The sequence below is a fragment of the Thermodesulfobacteriota bacterium genome, from assembly GCA_030583865.1.
GTDB lineage: Bacteria > Desulfobacterota > GWC2-55-46 > GWC2-55-46 > GWC2-55-46 > UBA5799.
Map to the genome: position 1 here is coordinate 1,906,618 of CP129479.1, position 20,731 is coordinate 1,927,348.

Annotated in this window: 19 protein-coding genes and 2 tRNA genes; 5 read left to right on the forward strand and 16 right to left on the reverse strand. The window is 56.7% G+C overall.

The features are described 5' to 3' along the window. Positions 1–413 precede the first annotated feature (413 nt). The 5 genes from QY316_09035 (at position 414) to QY316_09055 (ending at position 4,220) form a co-directional block, all read left to right on the forward strand. Positions 414–2,453: a methyl-accepting chemotaxis protein gene (locus QY316_09035; protein ID WKZ32056.1), complete on the forward strand. Its 2,040-nt coding sequence runs from the start codon at positions 414–416 to the stop codon at positions 2,451–2,453. Then, positions 2,453–2,980, forward strand: coding sequence for a chemotaxis protein CheW (locus QY316_09040; protein WKZ32057.1), 528 nt, complete (start codon positions 2,453–2,455; stop codon positions 2,978–2,980). Before QY316_09035 ends, QY316_09040 begins: the two co-directional genes overlap by 1 nt. 70 nt (positions 2,981–3,050) lie before the next feature. After that, positions 3,051–3,476 carry a bacteriohemerythrin gene (locus tag QY316_09045; GenBank protein ID WKZ32058.1) on the forward strand — a complete coding sequence of 142 codons (426 nt, stop codon included), beginning with the start codon at positions 3,051–3,053 and terminating at the stop codon, positions 3,474–3,476. A gap of 24 nt (positions 3,477–3,500) precedes the next feature. Further along, entirely contained in the window at positions 3,501–3,782 is a 282-nt protein-coding gene (locus QY316_09050; GenBank protein ID WKZ32059.1) for a DUF86 domain-containing protein, read from the forward strand. 156 nt (positions 3,783–3,938) lie between these two features. Continuing rightward, complete coding sequence (locus tag QY316_09055) at positions 3,939–4,220, forward strand: HU family DNA-binding protein (protein WKZ32060.1); 282 nt, start codon at positions 3,939–3,941, stop codon at positions 4,218–4,220. A 406-nt stretch (positions 4,221–4,626) separates the two neighbouring features. On the opposite strand, the gene QY316_09060 is transcribed toward QY316_09055, so the two are convergent. From QY316_09060 to QY316_09135, 16 genes are all read right to left on the reverse strand, one after another. Continuing rightward, positions 4,627–4,884, reverse strand: coding sequence for a hypothetical protein (locus QY316_09060; protein WKZ34105.1), 258 nt, complete (start codon positions 4,882–4,884; stop codon positions 4,627–4,629). Then, positions 4,860–5,762, reverse strand: a complete 903-nt coding sequence (locus tag QY316_09065; GenBank protein WKZ32061.1) for a hypothetical protein — start codon at positions 5,760–5,762, stop codon at positions 4,860–4,862. The genes QY316_09060 and QY316_09065 overlap by 25 nt, the downstream gene beginning before the upstream one ends. Positions 5,763–5,922: 160 nt before the next feature. Continuing rightward, positions 5,923–5,999, reverse strand: a tRNA-Pro gene (locus tag QY316_09070). Positions 6,000–6,124: 125 nt separating this feature from the next. Next, positions 6,125–6,475, reverse strand: a complete 351-nt coding sequence (locus tag QY316_09075; GenBank protein ID WKZ32062.1) for a MerR family transcriptional regulator — start codon at positions 6,473–6,475, stop codon at positions 6,125–6,127. Positions 6,476–6,588: 113 nt separating this feature from the next. Beyond that, positions 6,589–6,897 carry an integration host factor subunit alpha gene (locus QY316_09080; GenBank protein WKZ32063.1) on the reverse strand — a complete coding sequence of 103 codons (309 nt, stop codon included), beginning with the start codon at positions 6,895–6,897 and terminating at the stop codon, positions 6,589–6,591. Positions 6,898–6,940: 43 nt separating this feature from the next. Next, a complete protein-coding gene (gene pheT / locus QY316_09085; GenBank protein ID WKZ32064.1) occupies positions 6,941–9,328 on the reverse strand; it encodes a phenylalanine--tRNA ligase subunit beta in 2,388 nt (795 codons plus the stop codon). 82 nt (positions 9,329–9,410) lie between these two features. After that, positions 9,411–10,427, reverse strand: a complete 1,017-nt coding sequence (gene pheS / locus QY316_09090) for a phenylalanine--tRNA ligase subunit alpha (GenBank protein ID WKZ32065.1) — start codon at positions 10,425–10,427, stop codon at positions 9,411–9,413. Beyond that, the gene (gene rplT, locus QY316_09095; GenBank protein ID WKZ32066.1) at positions 10,424–10,783 is read right to left on the reverse strand and encodes a 50S ribosomal protein L20; all 360 of its coding nucleotides are present in this window, start codon (positions 10,781–10,783) and stop codon (positions 10,424–10,426) included. The genes pheS and rplT overlap by 4 nt, the downstream gene beginning before the upstream one ends. A gap of 112 nt (positions 10,784–10,895) precedes the next feature. Further along, positions 10,896–11,093 (reverse strand): 50S ribosomal protein L35, encoded by a 198-nt coding sequence (gene rpmI, locus QY316_09100; protein ID WKZ32067.1) that lies wholly within the window; start codon positions 11,091–11,093, stop codon positions 10,896–10,898. Positions 11,094–11,099: 6 nt separating this feature from the next. Beyond that, positions 11,100–11,678 carry a translation initiation factor IF-3 gene (gene infC / locus QY316_09105; GenBank protein WKZ34106.1) on the reverse strand — a complete coding sequence of 193 codons (579 nt, stop codon included), beginning with the start codon at positions 11,676–11,678 and terminating at the stop codon, positions 11,100–11,102. 79 nt (positions 11,679–11,757) lie between these two features. Then, positions 11,758–13,683 carry a threonine--tRNA ligase gene (thrS, locus tag QY316_09110; GenBank protein WKZ32068.1) on the reverse strand — a complete coding sequence of 642 codons (1,926 nt, stop codon included), beginning with the start codon at positions 13,681–13,683 and terminating at the stop codon, positions 11,758–11,760. 111 nt (positions 13,684–13,794) lie between these two features. Further along, positions 13,795–13,869 (reverse strand) — tRNA-Val (locus QY316_09115). Between the two features lie 293 nt (positions 13,870–14,162). Further along, a complete protein-coding gene (locus tag QY316_09120; GenBank protein WKZ32069.1) occupies positions 14,163–16,964 on the reverse strand; it encodes an ATP-binding protein in 2,802 nt (933 codons plus the stop codon). Then, positions 16,961–17,596 (reverse strand): hypothetical protein, encoded by a 636-nt coding sequence (locus QY316_09125; GenBank protein WKZ32070.1) that lies wholly within the window; start codon positions 17,594–17,596, stop codon positions 16,961–16,963. Before QY316_09125 ends, QY316_09120 begins: the two co-directional genes overlap by 4 nt. A gap of 294 nt (positions 17,597–17,890) precedes the next feature. Then, positions 17,891–20,173 (reverse strand): type II secretion system secretin GspD, encoded by a 2,283-nt coding sequence (gene gspD, locus QY316_09130; GenBank protein WKZ32071.1) that lies wholly within the window; start codon positions 20,171–20,173, stop codon positions 17,891–17,893. Then, a complete protein-coding gene (locus tag QY316_09135; protein ID WKZ32072.1) occupies positions 20,170–20,631 on the reverse strand; it encodes a hypothetical protein in 462 nt (153 codons plus the stop codon). The genes gspD and QY316_09135 overlap by 4 nt, the downstream gene beginning before the upstream one ends. Between the last annotated feature and the right edge of the window lie 100 nt (positions 20,632–20,731).

The following is a 20,731-nucleotide window of genomic DNA, read 5'->3' on the forward strand; positions in this document are numbered from 1 at the left end:
GCTGTATAAAAACAGAGATGCCGGTGCGGGCACGAGAAAATTGTGATGGCGGTCGGGCCGAAAGCAACAGTGCCGGGGTGATGCTTGAAATTTAGCAAATTTTCCAGATTTGTAAAGCAACGTAGTGTTATGAAATTTTACGGATTTGCCTGCGATGGCCTCCCCCTAAACGAATCAAAGCCCCATTGTTTTTTGTTTATATTATTGTTTTATATGGTTTTTTTAAAAAAGACTAAAGCAGTAATCTTTCGGGCCGATAATATAACAGTTTGTTATGGTATATCTGAATTCAGGTGGACAAATCCTCCTGCAACGGGTTGCGATGGGGGCCTTTCCGGCCTGGTAGCCACGAGCGCGCGCCCGGTTTTTGAAGCTGTCAAAAAAAGGGATGGGGAGGGAACATGTTGAATCGTTTGAGCATCAAGTTTTTTCTGACGGGAGTCATAGGTCTATTGGTCCTCTTTCTTATTGGGATTTCAGCCGGCAATGTCTGGGATTCTTACAAAAAAGCGACCGCGGTAAAGCAGCTGGAAAAAGCCAACCGCCTTTCCGATCACATCCTGCGCGCTTCAGGTTACCAGGCCAAAGAACGAGGGATCACCGCAATATTCCTTGCTCCTGAAGCGGTCATGGACGACACTACTTTTATGAAACTTAAAGAAATCAGGAGCGCCGGGGACGAAGCTTTCAATAATGCGCAAAGCCTGGCCAAGGAGCTTTTTGAGCACGACCCGTCAAACCTCCTTTTGAAGACCGCGATGGAAAGGGCCAGCGGCTCCTTTTCCGGATTGCATGAGATGAGAAAGAGCGTCGACGGAAACCTGATGAACCCGACCAAGACACTCACGGCAACGAGCTGGATAGGCTCAATGACGAGGTTGATCGACGACTGCGCCGAACTTCGTCTTGCCCCATTCATGTCCTCAAAGAACAGCGAAACCCTGCATGATGCGCTCAGGATGAATATTGAGATTAAGCAGGCGGTGTGGCTTGTAAGCGAGTACGCCGGCAGGGAGCGCGCCACCATGGGTAGTTTCGTAAGTTCGAGAAGACCGGTTGAGCCTGCCGCCCTCGAGAGGCTTAATACATTCAGGGCGGTAGTCGAGATCAACATAATACCGATATTGCGCCTTAAGGAGACGGCAGGAATCGATCCGGCAGTACTGAGGGCCGTAACGGAAATGGAAAAGGTATTCCTCAGCGCCTTCGGGGAGGTCAGAAGTGGAGTCTACGCAGCAACTTCCACCGGAAACTATCCTGTTACCGGAAAGGAATGGGTTGAAAAAAGCAGCGAAGGCATAGACAGCATTCTGCATGTTTCAGACGCCATTGGAAAGATGGTCAGCTCTAAGCTCGACAGCGAGCTTAGAAGATACGAAAAGAGCATTTTACTGGATTCGGCTCTGCTTGCGGCGGTAGCGGCGATCTGCTTGATCTCGGTCATTTTCATCACGAGAAAAGTCATAGGACCGATGAATTACCTCAAGGAGGCGATGTCGGAAATCGAACGGACCGGCAATATCTCTTTAAAGCTCAAGGTGGATTCTCGCGACGAATGCGGCCAGATGGCCGAGACATTTAACCGGATGATGGGGCATATTCACGCCATAATCAAGGACATCAACGGTTCGGTTGAGCAGCTCGCGTCTTCATCCGAGGAGCTGAACGGCAGCGCCCAGCAGATATCCTCCGGCGCGACAGAGCAGGCCTCCTCTATTGAGGAAACCTCGACGGCAATGGAGCAAATGGCATCGAACATAAGGCAAAACACAACAAACGCAAGCGAGACCGAGGCGATAGCCATAAAGTCGGCCTCCGACGCGCTCAAGAGCGGTAAGGCAGTGGCTGAAACTGTAAGCGCGATGAAGGATATCGCCACCAGGATATCAATTATCGAGGAGATAGCGCGGCAGACGAACCTGCTCGCATTGAATGCCGCCATCGAGGCGGCGAGGGCCGGGGAGCACGGCAAGGGGTTTGCGGTAGTGGCATCCGAGGTCAGGAAGCTGGCCGAGCGGAGCCAGGCCGCGGCAGGGGAGATAGGCAAACTCTCTACCGCCAGCGTGCACACGGCCGAAGAGACTGGCGAAATGCTCGCCACGCTCGTGCCGGACATACAGAAAACGGCTGATCTCGTTAAAGAGATCACCTCCGCAAGCAACGAGCAAAGCGCAGGCGCGGACCAGATAAACAAGGCTATCCAGGAGCTTGACCACATAATCCAGCAGAACGCAAGCGGGGCCGAAGAGCTCTCGGCGACATCCGAGGAACTCGCAGCGCAGGCGGCAAGGCTCCAAAGCGCGATAGCCTACTTTAAACTCGAAGATAAGAAGGCGGGGGCCGGACCGACCAGCCGTAAATCCCATGCACCTTTACGCGTCGCACAGCTCAAGAAGCCCGAGGCTGTAAATGGCGCTCCCGGCGCGGGGATACGAGTCCAGGAGGCCTATTAATGGACACTGCATCCGTTTCCGGACCGAGACAGTACCTTACCTTCATGCTTGAGGACGAGGTCTTCGCGCTCGAGATCTCGCAAGTAAAAGAGATCCTCGACCTCACATATATCACGAAGGTTCCGCGCATGCCGGAATTCATGAGGGGGGTCATCAACCTAAGGGGGAATGTCGTCCCGGTATTGGACCTCAGGCTCAAACTTGGCCTCTCCGAGAAAGACAACAGCAAGGACACGTGCATAATCATAGTCGAGGTCGCGCATGAGGGCGCTCAAACTGTAATAGGAGCGTTGGCGGATTCGGTCCGGGAGGTGATCTGCCTTGAACCAGCTCAGATAGAGCCCCCTCCCAGGGTTGGTATGACCGTGGACGCGACGATTATCAAAGGAATGGGGAAGCTGGACCAGGAGTTCGTAATCATATTGGATTCCGGCCGCGTTTTCACGGCTGAAAAGATAGAAGCCACCCATGTGATGCAGGAAGCCCTTCAGCACGGGCCTGGAGAGGTGGCCGTGCTGAGCGTTTAGAATCAATTCAAGTTGCAGGTCTACGCCACGGGGCAGTAATGCATGAACACGCAAGGGGGGGGGCGAACCTATGACGATAGAATGGAACGACTCATACATGGTGGGCTTGGATATCTTGGACTCGCAGCACAAGGAGCTGGTCGAAAGGATAAGGGTTCTGCTCGAAGCTATGCGACAGGGAAGGGGCGACGTGGCAACCATTTTGGGGGTTCTCGAAGGATATGCGATAGAGCACTTCGACACGGAGGAGCGGCTTATGTCATCAAAGCCTGAAATCGATTTCAGCAAGCATAAAGAGCAGCACTATTTTTTCAGGCGGGCCATGACCAACTTGATGGATAAATATAGCTCTCGCGGCGAATCAGCCAAACTGGCCCTAAACCTGCAACAGAACCTATGGCAATGGCTCGGAAGTCATATGATGATAACAGACAAAAAGTTTGCAAAAATATTGCGCGGGAAAGAATCTGCGCAGATGATTCAGCTATCCGCGTAAAAAATTCAACCAATCAATCAGGAATTGAGAACTATCCCGACTACTTATCAGCACGCATATAATCGTCTCGGCCGGAGGAGGCGCCCCACGGACTACTTCCAGAGCTTCATCAAGCTCGGCGAGCTGGGTATTATCCCTTTAAAGCTGGCCAAAGACCTCGCCCCCTCGACAGGGCTAAGAAACAGACTCGTCCACGAGTACGACGACACCGACAACTCGATCGTCCTCGCCGCCGTCAAGATGGCTGACGACCTCTATCCCAAATATATAAGTGCGGTAGAGGCCCACATAAAATCGACTGACTGAACAAAGAGCTACTGAGACTTGGCACTGAAAATCAGCTCGATATCAAGAGCACGGGCGATTCATGGGCCAGTTTACGGGTAAAAATTCACTTTTAGCTTAAAAAAAGAAGCGATTCCCCTGTAAGATTCCGTATCAAATTTTTTGAAGGAGATTTAAATGGCCAAGGCACTCACAAAATCCCAAATAGCTGAAAGCATCGCCAAGAAAAACGGTGTTACAAAAAAGCTGGCCGCGGATGTGATTGCAGCTCTGACTCAGCTGGCCTATAAAGAGGTCAAAAACGCTTTTACGCTACCAGGAATCGGCAAGCTCGTTCTTGTTAAGAGAAAGGCAAGGATGGGCAGAAACCCCCAGACAGGAAAGGCTATAAAGATTCCCGCTAAGAAGGTCGTGAAGTTCAGGGTGGCAAAGGCATGCAAGGATGCGGTGCTGGGGTAGGTAGGCTGTAGTATCGAAATTTGAATCGTCCCAATCGGCCCCCGAGAGTGTATCGTGGGGGCTTTTTAATTGTGAGTTTTTCAGTAATGCAGTCGGTATCGAAAGCCATACGTTTTCCGTAAGGCAATCGATTTTAATCTGTTAATGTAGTTCTAACCTGCTGCTTCATGGAAGCATAAAATAGGGCCGACTATAGGGGATAAAGGCTATAGGCCTTCAGCCCCAAAAAGCTTCAGAAAAACAAGTACTTTGAAGAAATTTTCCGCTCTACCCGAAAGCCACTATTGACGCCATGTCCGGAGCCACTCCTTTTTTAGCCCTCACGAACAACTTGGCGTGTCTGAAATTGTATAGGAAGCTGCCAACCCCATAAGGGTTTTATTTTCAGCAACTGCATCATGCGGAATCAGCAGATAGGCACACGGCTTACCCCCTGCTTCATCTCGTGGTCCGTCGCGTTGGCGCACCACTCTGCGGCCGCCCTTGCCTTGGCCTGGACTTCCCTGTCATCCAGTTCATCTGCGGCTTTCGGCTCGCAAAGAAATTTCATCTTATTTGTTTCTACCACAAAGTCTGGCTCGTAAGACGCGTCACTGCAGTAATGGATTTGAAAATCCCCCCTGCCCGGCTTGAACCACTTCAGGACGTCCCTGTCCTTTTCCAGTATGACGGCGAATCGCCTCTCAGTGTCCGAATCGAATTTCTGAACCCTATAAAGGCATTCTCGAACCCGGTGAAAAGCATTCTTCGAATGTCTTGTTTATTGGATACAGGCACATTGAAATCACGCTCAGCCTCCCCGGCGGGTGCCGAATAATTATGGACTCGCAAGTTGGTGAATCCCCTGCTCACATGAATTTCGTAACCTGCCGCCTTCTCCTCGTAGTGGGATTGCATCTGTGCGTGTATCAGGTTAACCAGAGGCTGCTGATGATATTGAAGCACATTTAAAACTTCATCCTCGTTCTTCAGGTAGGTCCTTAGATGTGCGACTGCCTGTCCGGCCAGATCATATAGAAGCCCGGCGTGCTCGTCATAACAAATGTCGTTGAACTCCATCAAGCCGCGCACTATGTAATCTTCCGGCTTATCCTCAGGCATAATACCCGTCCCGCTCATGATAAGGCTTTGCTGCCTGCGGTGCAATTCCTGAATCAAGATTTCATTCTCTACCGGTTGGAGGCGCACGCCCGAAAGGTCCAGCGTAAACTCCTTGTATCCCCGAGTCACATTTCCAACCGGCTGGATTATAATGCGTGGGATATCAATTGAAAGCTCATTCCTGAGAGAAATGGTCCTTGCGACGACATCGGCCAGGTTTATAGGCTTTTCAAGATCGAGCTCCTTCTGCACAGGGATTACTATCTCAGAACAGCCTTGTATTGAGCCGCTTCCCGTCTCTGGAAGAGTGGCTTTTTTTATTGCATTAACAAAGTGGACAACAAAGTGGATAACAGTTCCATTTTTCAAGAAAAAAGGGGTTACGGAAAACTCCGTAACCCCATGATTTAACTGGTCGGGGCGAGAGGATTCGGCTTCCACTCGTTCGCCTTCCTGGCTCCTCGTTCCAGCCGCGCCGCTTCGCTTTCGGCCCCGTCCCTGGGGCCTCATCCTCGCTGTCGCTCGGCGCTCAGCGTCTTTCGAATCCTGCCACCATAGAATAAAGAAGGGCCAATCCATTCGGATTGGCCCTTCTTTATTCTGGTCGGGGCGAGAGGATTCGAACCTCCGACCACTAGCACCCCATGCTAGTGCGCTACCAGGCTGCGCTACGCCCCGAAAGTGATTCAATTTTTAAGGGGGCCAGCGGCCCCCGTACAATCATTGGTAGGGTGCGCTATGCGCACCGTAAATATCTTAGCACACCGCCAAACGCCTTACCAGAAAAAACCCGGAAAATTTTCTCAGGCCAGCATCTTTCTTATCGACGCAAGCTCCTTCTGGATGGCCTTGAGCGCGCCGTGCACCTTCTTTTCCGAAAACCCGAGGTCGAGCTGTTTCGCGCGCTCGGCCTGTATCTCCTTAACCTTCTTCTTCGCGCCTTCGAGCGTGAAGCCTTCCTTGTAAAGGAGCCGCTTTATGTCGAGTATGAGCTCTATGTCCCGCCTGCTGTACACCCTCTGCTTGGTGAGGGACTTTTTCGGGCTGATTATCCTGAACTCGCTCTCCCAATACCTGAGAACGTAGGGCTTGACCTTGGTGATGCTTGCGACCTCGCCGATCTTGAAATAGAGCTTTTCCGGTATCTGCGTCATCAGGGCCTGCGTGGGTTCTCTTCAACTTGGTACCGCGAAAGCTTACGCGGGGCTCATCATGCCGGCGGCCTTCGGGCCGCGGCTCAAGGACCGCTTGAAAACGAGCTCTACGGCTAAACTGCCGCTGTCGGCGCCTGCGCGGGGGCGCCCTGGTTTATGGCCTTCTTGAGGAGCTGGCTCGCCTTGAAGGTCATGACCCTGCGCTCTTCTATGGTTATCTCGCTGCCGGTCTGGGGGTTTCTGCCCCTCCTGGCCCTCTTCTGGCGGATGGTAAAATTGCCGAAACCGGAGATCTTGACCTTCTCGCCCGTCTCAAGGGTCGTCTTGATGGTCTCGAAAATCTCCTCGATAACGGTGGATACGTCCTTCTTTGAAAAGCCTACCTTCTCGAAGACAATCTCTACGATATCCGCCTTGGTCATGGTAAAACCTCCTCTTAAAAGCGGGGCTGAATGGTGCGCGTCATCATGAAACCCGGATTTCCGCCTTGAACCTCTCGGAAAGCATCTTAACTACCTTGCCGTGCGTGTCTTCGACTTCCTGGTTGGTAAGGGTCCTCTCCCTTGACCTGTAGGTAACCCTGACCGCGAGACTCCTTGTACCGGAAGGTATGTTCCGGCCATAGTATACATCAAACAATTCAACCGTTTCAATAGTTTTCAGGTCCGTTTTTCTTATGGCTTCCAGTATGTCCCCGAAAGGCACATCTTCGGAGACGATGAAGGCTATGTCCCTGGCCGACTCCGGAAACCTGGGGAGTTCCCTGTATTTTTTGCCCTTGCCGGACGCCTTCTCGATCGGCTCGATATCGAGCTCAAAGGCGTAAGCGGGTTTCCGAAGGCCGTAGCGGCCCCAGAGGTCGGGGTGGAGTTCGCCCAGGACCCCGGCGTTTTTGCCTTCAATTCTGAGGGCGGCAGTCTTGCCCGGATGAAGGAGCGGATGCCCGGAAGCCTCGAAACGGGCACCCTGGATTCCCAGCCCTTCGAGAAGGCGCTCGACAACCCCTTTGGCGTCGAAGAAATCGACCGTGTCCTTCGGATAGCTCCATCCCGGCTCGTAACGGTTCCCGTAGAGGAGCCCGGCGAGCCTCCATCTTTCCTCCGGCAGGCCTTCTCCGGGGACGAACGCCGGGGCTATCTCGTATATCCTCAAATCCTCGCGCTTCCACGCGAGGTTCCGGGCCATGTTCTCAATGAGCGACGGGATGAGGCCGGCCCTCATGACCGTCTGCTCCTCGGTGAGCGGGTTAAGAAGCTCGACACCCTTTCCCGCTTCCACCCCGGACATGGCGAACAGCTCCCTTGAAACAAAGCTATAGTTCATGACCTCGGTAAAACCGGAGCCGGAGAGGAGGCTTCTTATCCTCCGCCGGAGGGCCGTGGCCTTCCCGGTCTCGCCGGGGGACATGGCCGCTATGGGCAGCGTCGTCGGTATATTATTATACCCGAAAATCCTGGCGACCTCTTCCATGAGGTCTATCTCGGTCGTCAGGTCCATCCTGTAGGACGGCGGGGCCGCGCTTATCACGCCGGGCGATGTTTCGCGGGCCGATATGCCGAGCCTCGATAGAATTTCAAGCGCCTCTTCCGCGCTTACTTCGACACCGAGCACACGGGCGGCCCTTTCGGTCCTGAAAATTATCTCGGCCGGTGCATGCTTCCCCGGATACATGTCTATGGAGCCTTTTGCGGCCTTCCCGCCCGCGAGCTTGAGGACAAGGCTTGCGGCCATGTCCAGCGCCCTTTTTACGCCTTCGATGTCCACACCCCTCTCGAACCTGTAGGAGGATTCTGACGAAAGGGCCTGCCTCCTCGACGTTTTCCTTACGCTCGACGGCTCGAACCACGCGCTCTCGATGAGGATCCGTTTTGTGGAATCCGTCACCTCGCTTCCGCTCCCGCCCATTACTCCGGCAAGGGCGACAGGGCCTTTCGAGTCGGCTATGACGAGAGTCGATGGGTCTAGGTTACGGCTCTTCCCGTCTATCGTCTCGATCGTCTCGCCTTCTCCGGCGAATCTCACGATTATGGAAGCCCCGTTGAGCCTGTCGAGGTCGAATGCGTGTAGCGGCTGGCCTGTTTCAAGGAGGACGAGGTTGGTGACGTCCACGACGTTGTTTATCGACCTTACGCCGTGGGCTTCGAGCCTTTTTTTAATATCATCGGGCGAGGGGCCGATGGCAACGCCCTCGATAACCCTGGCGGCGTATCTCCGGCACGTCGCGCCCTCTTCGATTGTAACGGTCGCGCACTCCCCTATCGGCCTTCCGGCCTCGTCTACCTTGAACTCCTTTTCCCTGAAGGCGGCCCTGGTGACGGCTGCCGCCTCCCTTGCCATGCCCCTTATGGAGAGGAGGTCAGCCCTGTTCGGGGTTATCCCGGCCTCCATCATGAAATCAGCGCCCAATATCGACCGGAAATCGACCCCGAGCGGCGCGTCCTCCGGGAGTATCATTATGCCCTCGGATGTGTCCTTAAGCCCGAGCTCCACCTCGGAGCACATCATGCCCTGGGACTCGACACCGCGTATCTTGGACTTCTTTATCTTGAAGCCGCCCGGAAGCTCCGCGCCGGGAATGGCCAGGGCGACCTTGTCGCCCGGCTTCATGTTCTTCGCGCCGCAGACGATGGAAAACTCTTCCTTGTCGGTCCTCACCTTGCAGAGCGAGAGCTTGTCGGCGTTCGGGTGCTTCTCGCACTCCACGACCTGGGCCGTAATAACGTTCGTAAACCCGCCGCCGATTTCCGCGACCGACTCTATCTCCGTGCCGGTCATGGTGAGCCTTTCGGCAAGCTCGCGGGCAGGTGGCGCGCCTTCGAGATACTCTTTTAGCCAATTGTAGCTGAAAAGCATTTTACTACCCTTTAACAGCCAGAATGATATTTTTAATTAACTTATTTGCGTAAGATATTGATTCAGAAAGGGAATGAACTGCCTAAAACTGCTCCAGGAACCTCATGTCGTTCTCGAAGAGGAGCCTCAAGTCGCCTATGCCGAATTTGAGCATCGCGACCCTCTCTACACCCAGCCCGAATGCGAAGCCGGTGTATTCCTCGGGGTCGTAGCCCACGCTTCTAAAGACGTTCGGGTGTATCATCCCGGCGCCCAGTATCTCGAGCCAGCCCGTGCCCTTGCATACCCTGCAGCCGTTGCCGCCACAGATTACGCACCTTATGTCAACCTCGGCCCCGGGCTCGACGAACGGGAAGAAGCTCGGGCGGAACCTGACGGCCGTCTGGCCGAATAGCCTTTCGAGGAATAGAGTAAGCACTGCCTTGAGGTTTGCGAACGATATGTCCCTGTCCACCATGAAACCCTCTATCTGGTGGAACATCGGGGAATGGGTAAGGTCGGAGTCCCTGCGGTAGACGGTGCCGGGGGCGATTACCCGGAGCGGCGGACGGCCCTTCTCCATGACCCGTATCTGGACCGGGGACGTATGCGTGCGGAGCACCACCTCGTCCGAGACGAAGAAGGTGTCCTGCATGTCCCTTGCTGGATGGTCCTTGGGGAAATTCAGGGCCTCGAAGTTGTAGTAGTCGAGCTCGACCTCCGGGCCCTCGGCTATGTCGAAGCCAAGGCCAGTGAAGATGTCCTCGATCTCGTCTGTTATCTGGGTTACGGGATGGAGCTTTCCGGGGCGTATGGACCTTCCGGGAAGGGTTATGTCGACCCGTTCCTTTTCGAGCCTTTCCCTCTTCCCGCTTTCATCCAGGGCCGAGAGAGCCCTGTCAAAGGCCTCTTCGAGCCGGGTCTTGAGGTTATTTATGGCTTCCCCGGCCTTCTTTCTCTCTTCAGGCGGAAGGGTGCCGAGGCCCTTCAGAAGCTCCGCGACCTCCCCCTTCCTCCCGAGATACCTGTTCCGGGCCTCCCTGAGGGCCTCCCTTTCCGAGGAGGCCCCTGAAAGCTCGTCGAGGGCCTCCCTTTCGAGGTCTTCGACTCTCCGGCTCATGCAGCGAGGCTGGTCCTGGCTATCTCGACTACCCTGGTGAAGGCGGCCGGATCCTTTACGGCCATGTCGGCCAGGGTCTTCCTGTCGATCTCGACATTGGCCCTCAAGAGCCCGTTCATCAAGCGGCTGTAGGTGATGTCGTTCATCCTGGCCGCCGCGTTTATCCTGGCTATCCAGAGGCTCCTTATCTCCCTCTTCTTGGTCCTCCTGTGCGCGTACGCGTACACGAGGGCCCTGTCCACGGCCTCCGTCGCTATGCGGTAGAGCTTTCCGCGGCCCGCCCTGTAGCCCTTTGCGGCCTTTAGTACCTTCTTCCTCTTCTTCTTGGCGTTGACGCCTCTTTTGACCCTCGGCATAACTGCTCCTTGACTGGTGATTTCATGCGGCGGGACTGCTGCGCTGGCACGACGGCCCCGCGCCCGCCTTTATTCGTTTCGGCCCTGCAGGTTTCCGGCAGGGCGAGCATCCTTAACCGTATGGCAGGAGCTTCTTTATCGAGTCCTCGTGCGTCGCGGAAATGAGGTCGGATTTCCTGAGCACCCTCTTGGCCTTGCTGGCCTTGCTCGTGAGGATGTGCCTCATGCCGGACTTCATCCTCTTGACCTTGCCTGTGCCGGTTATCTTGAACCTCTTCGCGGCGCCCTTGTTCGTCTTAAGCTTTGGCATTGCCTTCTATTCCTCCTGTGTCGTGGCCCCTGCGTCCTGGGCCGCTTCCGCCTTTACCGGCTTCTCGGCCTTTTGCGGGGCCGGCGCCAATATCATGCTCATGTTCCGGCCCTCGAGCCTTGGCGACGACTCGATGACCGCAAGGTCCTTGACCTCTTCGGCCACCCTCTTGAGCATCCCCATGCCGAGCTCGGTATGCGTTATCTCGCGGCCCCTGAAGATGATGGTGACCTTTACCTTGTCGCCCTCGCTCAGGAACCTCTTTATGTTCCGGAGCTTGAACTGGAAATCGTGCTCCCCGGTCTTGCCACGGAGCTTCATCTCCTTGATGCTGATAACGGTCTGCTTCTTCTTGGCTTCCTTGGCCTTCTTGCTCGTCTGGTACTTGAACTTGCCATAGTCCATTATGCGGCAGACCGGCGGGACCGCGGTCGGGGCCACCTCTACGAGGTCGAGCCCGACGCCCTCGGCTGCCGCGAGCGCGTCCCTCGTGGCCATGACCCCGAGCTGGTTGCCCTCGGCGTCAATGACCCTCACCTGCGGGACCCTTATCATCCTGTTTATTCTCGTAGTATCCTTTGCTATGAAAAATCACCCCCTAACTATTTCGGGCCTGTGCGGCTTTGTAGCGTTGCAAAATCGAATACGGGAGACTTGCCCCCGGTCAGCCCTGGACAACGGGCCTGTTCTCGGCCTTTATTACGGCAAGGAACTCCTCAACCGCCATCGACGGAAGCGTTGCCCCTCCACGTAGCCTCGGGGATACCTGCCTCGACTCGGTCTCCTTGTCGCCAATCACGAGCTGGTAGGGGACCTTCCGCAGCTGCGCCTCCCTCACCTTGAAACCGAGCTTCTCGTTTCTAATGTCGAGCTCGGCCCTTATGCCCTCGGCCTTGAGCTTCCTGTGGACCTCGCGGGCGAAGTCGTCGTTCCTCTCCGTGACCGTGAGCACTATGGCCTGCACCGGCGCGAGCCAGACCGGGAAAGCGCCGGCATAGTGCTCAACAAGGCAGCCGAAGAAGCGCTCGAGCGAGCCCATGAGCGCCCTGTGTATCATGATGGGCCTGCTCTCGCCGCCGTTTTCGTCCCTGTACGTGACGTCGAACCTCTCCGGGAGGTTGAAGTCGACCTGTATGGTCGAGCACTGCCATGCCCTCCCGAGGACGTCTTTTATCTTTATGTCTATCTTCGGGCCGTAGAAGACCCCCTCGCCGGGGTCTATGCTGTATTTCAATCCCTGGGATTCGAGCGCGCCCTTAAGGGCGGATTCCGCCTTTGCCCAGTTATCGAGGCTCCCGACGTACTTCTCGGGCCTGGTGCTCAAGTATATATCAAATTCGCTGAATCCAAAAGAATTTAATACGAAAAGGGTAAATTTCAGGACCCCCTTGATCTCGTCCTCAAGCTGGTCCGGGGTCATGAAAATGTGCGCGTCGTCCTGGGTGAAGCCCCTTACCCTCAAAAGCCCGTGCAGCGCGCCGGAGCGCTCATATCTGTAAACCGTGCCGAGCTCGGCGTAACGCATGGGCAGGTCCCTGTAGCTACGGAGCTGGCTCTTGTATATATTGATGTGGAACGGGCAGTTCATGGGCTTGACTATATAGTCCTGCCCCTCGACGTCCATCGGGGAGAAGAGGCTCTCCCTGTAGAAGTCCCAGTGCCCGCTCGTCTTCCAGAGGCCCACCTGCGCTATGTGCGGGGTGTATATTATCGAGTAATCGGCCTTTACGTGCTCGGCCTTCCAGAAGTCCTCGATAAGCATCCTGACGGTTGCGCCGTTCGGGTGCCAGAGGACCAGGCCGGAGCCTATGTCCTCCCCGGTAGAGAAAAGGTCAAGCTCCTTGCCGAGCTTCCTGTGGTCCCTCCTCTTTGCCTCCTCGAGCCTCTCAAGGTGCGCCTTAAGGTCCTCTTTCCTGGCGAAGGCCGTGCCGTAGACCCTCTGGAGCATCTTCCTCTTCTCGTCGCCCCTCCAGTAGGCACCGGCTGCGCCGGTGAGCTTGAATGCCTTTATCCAGCCCGTTGACGGGAGGTGCGGCCCCCGGCAGAGGTCGACGAAACCGGAGTGCCTGTAAAGGCTCACCTCGCCTTCGGGCAGCTCCCGTATTATCTCTTCCTTGTATGTCTCGCCCATTCCGGAGAAGAGCTTCAGGGCATCTTCCCTGGAGACCGCCTCCCTCGCGAACGGGTGGTCGCCCTTTATTATCTCCCCCATCCTCTTTTCGATCTTCTCGATGTCCTCGGGGGTGAAGGGCCGGTCGACTTCGAAATCGTAGTAGAACCCGTCCTCGATGGCCGGGCCTATGGCTATCCTGGCCTCCTTGTAAAGCGACTTCACGGCCTCCGCCATGACGTGCGCGGCGGAGTGGCGGAGTATCTCAAGGCCTTCGGGCGATTCGAGCGTTACCGGCTCGACCTTAATGGCCCCGTTCCCGGCGCCGAGCCTGGACCTCAAGTCCCTTGCGGATCCGTCAACCCTGGCTGCCACGGTCTTTTTCAGAAGGTCCCTGTCATGGGCCTTCAAGACCTCGAAGAGGCACGCCTCTGGGGCGAATTCCAGCTCGTCCCCGCTCGGGAAAATAACTTTTGCCATCAAAGACCTGTGCCCGGCTCCGTTTCTGTGAAATCAACAAAAGGCATCACCCGCCACAAACGGCAATATCTAGCTGCTGCCGCCGTGGTGCATGATACCTTGGCTAACAAATGGTAGGCACGGGCGGTTTCGAACCGCCGACCTCTACCGTGTCAAGGTAGCGCTCTACCCCTGAGCTACGCGCCTATGGGATTCTCAAGTTCCAACAGTCCTGAACGCAGCCTGCAAGGCGTCCCTCTCCGGCTTGTCCAGGGCATATTCTCCCGGGCCTCTCATTGTAAATCCCGGGGAAATGAACATAGAACCTGAATATATAAACATTTTTGAAGATTTTGTCAAGACAGTTTATGACCTTAAGGCGCGTCCGTTGCCAGCGCTTTATATATTAACAGAAACAATACATCCGATAAACCATTTTCAAGCCGGTCGAAACACCGGGCTTGCCGTTCCGCTGGATGCGCTTATCTATGGATTTTGCCTCATCCGCCCGGGAAGGCGGTTTTCGGGATTGTGAAATGGAAGCTTGAGCCGGCTCCTGGCTCCGACTCCACCCATATTCGGCCGCCATGCCTCTCGACCACCTTCTTTGATATCGCGAGCCCGAGGCCGGTCCCGGGGTACTCCGGCCCGTGAAGCCGCTGGAAGAGGTCGAATACCTTATCCAGATGCGCCGGGTCTATCCCTATGCCGTTGTCGGCAACAGTAAAGACCCATTCACCCTCTCCCTCCGCGGCAAAAACCCGTATCTCCGGCCTCCTGGCCTTTTCGCGGAACTTCATCGCGTTCGCCAGAAGGTTCTGGAAGACCTGCGAGAGCTGGACCGGGTCTGCCATGACCCGCGGCAGCTCGCCCTTTTCAATGACGGCCCGCGACTCCTTTATCGCGACCGTGAGGTTCCCGAGCACCTCGTCAAGCACCTCTCCGGTGTCGACTGGCTCGAACGGCCGCGCCTGGGTGGTGACGCGCGAGTATTCGAGGAGGTCGTCGATTATCTTCTGCATCCTTGCCGCCCCTGCAGAGGCGAACGCTATCCGCTTCCTGGCCTCCTCGTCGAGGCTTCCGGCGTACTTCCTCTCGACCAGCCTCAAGTACCCGTCTATCATCCGGAGCGGCTCCTTAAGGTCGTGCGAGGCGATATATGCGAAATTCTGGAGCTCTTCGTTGCTCCTTTCAAGCTCCCTGGCGTACGACCTCGTCTCCCTGAAAAGGCGGGCGATCGATATCGCGAGGGCGGCCCTGTCCGCAAGGTCCTGGAGAAGGAGCTTCTCCGCCGGGGTGAACGATTCGCCTTCATCCGGCCTGAAGCATGCGATAAGCCCGATGACCCTGCCTTCAGACCTGAGCGGGGTAACGAGAGCGCTCCTTATCCCGAGGCGCTCCATCACGGCGCGGTATTCGGGCCGGATGGTCTTCCAAATCTCCTCGGGCGAGCCGAATGAAAACTGGCGGCCCTCGCTCATCATCCTGCCGCCCACTCCCCTGCCGGAGGGCTGGGGATTGGAGGCTATGAATCCCAGCATCTCCTCACGAAGCCCCTTTTCAGGATGGTAAACGGCCACGGGTTCGAGCCACTTGCCGTCCCTGGAGACAAGCCTTATTACGCATGGCACCTTCACGAGGTCGCCTATGTACTTCGCTATCGTGTCCAGCACGCCCTGGTAATCGGTAACCACGTTGGCCATGGCGTCCGAGAGCTCGGAGAGCGCCCTGGACCTCTCGGCCTCCCTCCTCACTTCTTCCGCCCTCTTGAGCCCGGTTATATCCAGCATGGTCCCGGAGATTACCTCATGAAGGACGGTAGCGCTCATGAGAATGGTCTTCACCTCGCCGGTCTTCGTAAGCCCCTCGACCTCGAAGGCGTCGACCCGCCCTTTTTCACTGAGTATCCCCAGGAACTCCGCCCTTGATGAAGGGTCCCTGTACCTCGGCATCGCGCCCGCCCTCACCATCTCTTCAGGCGAGTCGAAGTCGAATATCCTGGCAAGCGCCGCGTTCGCGAAAAGAAGCTCTCCATCGAATGTAGACCTGAATATGCCGGCAAGAGACGTGTCTACAAGGTTCCTGTACTTGGTTTCCGAAAGCCTCAAGGCCTCTATGGCCCGGATCCTTTCAGCCGTTTCCCTGGCAAGCTCGTCCCTTGACGCTGTGACTTTCTTAAGGTCCTCCGCCATCTTGTCGAACGACCTTGAAAAAGCGGCCAGCTCGTCCTTCCCTTCTATCCCGACCCTGTAGTCGAGGTTGCCTGTCGCGAACTCCATCGCCCCTTTCCTCAGCTCTTCAATGGGCCGCGTAATGGCGAGCGCGGTGGAATATGATATGAATACAGCGACCACGGCAACGCACGCGCCGACGAGGAAGATGACATAGTTCACGTTTTTGAGCGGCGCTACGGCATAAGACTCCTCCTGCTCTACGACGAGCGCCCACCTGGGCCCGTCCTGGATATTCACGCACTCGGACGCGCCCCAGACGTTTTGTCCGACCTTGTCGACCCACATGCCGAGCGCGTCGCTCGACCGGGCCAGGCATTCATCGACCGGGAAGGTCAGTATCTTTTCCGAAAGCGGCGCTAAAACCGGGGCCTTCCTGGAGCTCGTGAGAAGGAGCCCCTCCCGGTTCACGATGAAGATGTCGACCCCTGCCCGCCTTTCTATCTCGGACGGCTCGTCGCCGAGCCTTTCGAGCCGCTCGCCCGTCACAAGCTCGTCGGCAAGGGTTATGCTGTACCCGTTCATAAGGACGCCCACTACTTCTCCGCCGCTCCTTACGGGCGCTGATACCGGTATGTAATAATGTGTCCGTCCGGCATGGTAATGGAGACTCGCGTCCTGTATGTTGCTCTTTTGAAGTCCGGTCCTGAAATAGGGTTCTTCGCTCTCGTCCCTGCCGACGAAATCGGGGTCCGTGCTCGCGACCACCCTCCCTGAAAGGTCAAGCAGGTGTATCTCTATTATCTCCTCATCCAGGGGGCGCTTATCCGCCCTAAGGTAGTCTCCGAGTGCTCCGCCCTCTATCGTAATCTCAGGCGGGGACATGGCGCGCATGCGGGCGAGCGTCCCGGCTATCCTGTCGTCTGAGGAGAATACCCGCGCGATTTCCTTTTTAGCCTGCAGGAACTCAAGGAGTTGCGCCTTTTTCGTGACTGCCAGGAAGCTCAGGTTTGACAGCGTGTTCCTTTCGATGTACCTTCTGCCGTTCTCAAGGAGGAGAAGGCCGATGAAAATGGCCGGTATGAGAGAAAAGGCGAGGAAAAGTATGATGAGGCGGGACTTTATGCTCATCTCCGCGACCTCGCTATTATAATGAGGCAGATCCCAATCGATACGAAGAGTATGGCGGTCGGGACTGCCATCGCCCCGCTCACCCCCGGCATCAGGAAATAGAGTCCGGGCTCGCCGAGCAGATAGCCGAGGAGGGATGAAAGTCCAGTGAGCGCGATGAAGACGCCAAAGGCCCAGGACCACCAGGGAAGGACCCTTTGCCTGAGGAGCACGGCTATCGCGAGGGCGGCGATAAGTATGAAATCCAGCATGGTGGCTATGGAGGGCATGCCCGGCACCTCGGTCATTGCCGCGGACGGGTCCTCCCTTACGAACAGGGCCTCGACTCCCGCCGCGACGCCGAATAACGAGGAAGCGAAAAGCGTTGCCATGAGGAGGAGTATCACGAGAGCCGATATAGGGAGCGCCACCTGCGCCCCCGACATCTCGCCCCTTGCGGCCTCGGCGAGGTAATAAAGGACCACTCCGCTAAGGAAAAAAGACAGTGCGGTTGAGAACTTCATGGTCACATAGCCCGGGGCGAACGTCGTCAGGAATTCCAGCCCCAGCCACCAGGCCGCCATCTCGACCAAACCGCCCGCCGCCACAGCGATTGAAATGGCCCTGGCAGCCCTGAGCCTGTCGATTGCCATCACCTGCACCCCCGTATCCGGCGCTCCAATATGGTCAGCTGTCCCCAATATAAAAAGGCTGCATGAGGGCCGTTTTGTCAAACGCCCAAACAAAAAAGCCCGCCTTATGGCGGGCTTTTTATTGCTCCGTACGCGGCTCCTGTCAGGATGCTGGAAAAGTCCTTCCTGGACCTTTTAACCACTGCTTGGCCGGAATGAATCCGTCCAAACCTCACAAATTGCCCGGCTTGGATAGTCTTCGCAATTCTGCAATCCATCCGCGGATTGCCCCGGCAGGGTGTTTCCAGCACCGTGTCAGCTGTTTTTCCCTTTTTCCCTCAGCTGTTTCCTGAGGGCGGGGAGCTTGTCCCTGAACTCGCGTGTTGCCGAGGCCGCGTCCCCGGGCCCGGCAACCACAGTGGGCTTTATGAGTATCACGAGCTCTGTCTTGCTTTTGGATCTGCTGCTGAACTTGAAAAGGTTCCCGATTACTGGCACCCTGCTCAAGACCGGTATCCCGCTCGAGGAGGAATCGAACCTCTCCTGTATGAGCCCGCCTATGACGAGCGTTTCACCGTCGGAGGCAACTACCGAGGTCTCGGCCTCCCTCTTCGTGAAGGACGGATAGGTGGCGTTCCCTATAACCCTGTCAGTTGACCTGTCGCTCACCTCCTGTCTGATGGTCATGGCTACCTTGCCGGTCTCCGTTATGTAAGGCACGACCGTGAGTATCACGCCCGTTTTCCTGTACTCGATATTCTGGATAATTCCGGCGGTGCCGGTTACCGCGTTCTGGGTAGACTGGGTCGAGACTGGCTCGTCGCTCCCGACGTTTATGGACGCCTTCTCGTAGTTCTTAACCATGATATGCGGGTTGCTCAATATGTCCACCTTGCCCTCCGAGGCAAGGGCCTGTATGGCCGCGAAGAACCTGCTCGCGTCGGTAGCGAGTACCGACAGCCCGGATGGCGCAGGAGCGCCTATGGGAGGTATTATAGGCGCCCTCGGGTCGGCAAGCGTGGGGTTTGGCACAATCCCGGTATTCTGCTGAAGGTTCGCCTCGCCCGAAAGGAGCGACCACTGTATGCCGAACCTCGTGCTCTCATCGAGCTTTATCTCCGCGATGAGCGCCTCGATGAGCACCTGCCTGGGGAACTTATCGAGCTCGTTTAGCGTACCCAGCATCTTGAGGTACTCTCCCTGTGGGGCGTTTATGATGAGCGCGTTGGCAGGCTCGTATAGCAGTATCCTGGCCCGGTCGCCGGATCGCAGTGCGCCGCGCACCTGAGCCTGCTCAGGTATGGGAGCTATGTTCGCCGGGGCAGGAGGGGCTGCGCCGGTCCGGGACGAAGGGCCGCCTCCGTAGACCTCCTCGAGCACGGCCATAAGGTTCGAGGCCATGTCGTTCCTGGCGTAATAAACGTGAATCGAAGTCGACCCGGCCGGGGAAGCGGTATCGAGCCGGGCTATCCACCCGGCCACGGACTCCATCAACTCCTTGCCTGAAGAGAGGACGATGATGCTATTAAGGCGCTCAAGCGGCACGACCGCAAGCTGCGCGTCATCCTTGCCGATGCCGACGGCCGAGAGGATCTCCTCAAGCTCGCCGTAAAGGGCCCTTGCGTCCGCGTTCCTTACCGGGACCATCGCTATCTCCACCCTCTCGAAGGCGTCCACGTCGAGGCTTTTGATGAGCTCTATCATGCCCCTGCCCCTGGCCGAGCCATCGGTTATCACAAGGGTATTCGACCTTGGCAGCGCGGTTATGCTACCCGCGCTTGAGAGCATGGGCTTAAGGACTGCAAGCATGTCGTTGGCCGATATGAAATGAAGCGGCACTACGATGGTCGTTAGGCCGCTTGCAAGGCTTATCTCCCCCGGGTCCTTTTTGCTCAGGATGTTCCCTGGATGCTGCCTTCCGCCCGATGCCGGGACGACCTTGTAATAGTCCCCGGATTTCACTGCCGAAAGGCCGTTCACCTCCAGTATCGATTCGAGTATGGCAAGCATGTCTTCGCGCCGCACCGGCCTCACCGTCTCGACAGACACCCTGGCGTTTATGCCCGGAGCGATTATGAAGTTCTCGCCGGTGAGCTCGCCTATTGTGCGGAGCACTTCCCGGAGGCCGGCGTCGTTGAAGTTAAGCATGGCACTGCCGGCTGCGGGCCTCAAGCCCCTGCCTGGCCGGAGCTCCTGGTCCGGGCCTGACCGGCTGAGCGGAGGAAGCCCGTGATGGGTGTCGGGACCCTCCATCACATTATCTGAAGGACTCTCGGATGACGGCGCCATACCGCCGGAAGCCTCCTCCGGGACAAGCTCTTGAGAAGGGACCTGGTCCGGCGAAACCCCCTTGACCGGGCCGTCTCCGGGGGCGGTCGTTTCCGGGGCGGCCTCCGCGGCAATTCGATGAGCATCATCAGGGGAAATTCTTTTCTCTTCAAGGATGGGCGTTATTGTGACCTCGTCTGATGTGAAAAATGGCCTTGCTGAAGCCTCCTCTGCATGCGAGAGGCCCGGTAAAAGGAGCGCCCCGCAGAGCGCGAGCGCACAAAAGACGCCGCCGGAGAGCGGCTTATGGGACGCCATGTTTTCCGTCATTCGCCGGCCCATTCGTTTCCGCCGTTCTCTTCCATCCCGTCCTCTGTTTTTCCGGGGGCCGGCATATCTGATTGGACGCCGCCCCCGGTAACGGCAGGCGAAAAATTCCGGAACGCCCCTGTGCGATGCTGCCCGGGAACCCGGTCTGCCGCGGGCTTTCGCCCGCTGGACATCCTCGCCCTAAGCACCTCGTCACCGCGCTTAAGGACGACCGTGTCCCTCGTTATGTCCACTATGATGAATTCCTCTATCTGGTCTCCCACCCTGTAAGCACCGGAGCCGGAAGAGGAGCCATGCCAGCTGAGCATCGCCACGCCGCCCGTATCGAGTATCACGGTGCCGGTGAGGGTCACCTCGGGAGCCGGCCTCTGGGGCGGCTTGACCGGCCCGGATTTCGTACCGGGCCTCCGCGCCTGATCGGGCTTCTCCCTCGACGGCCTGAAAAGGTCCTTATCCACTATCACTCCGAGATTCGCCTCGCCTTTGCGGACAGCCGCCTCCGAGGGGCTGGAAGCCTCATGGACCGTAGCGAGCGCGGCAAACGCCGCAAAAATCAAC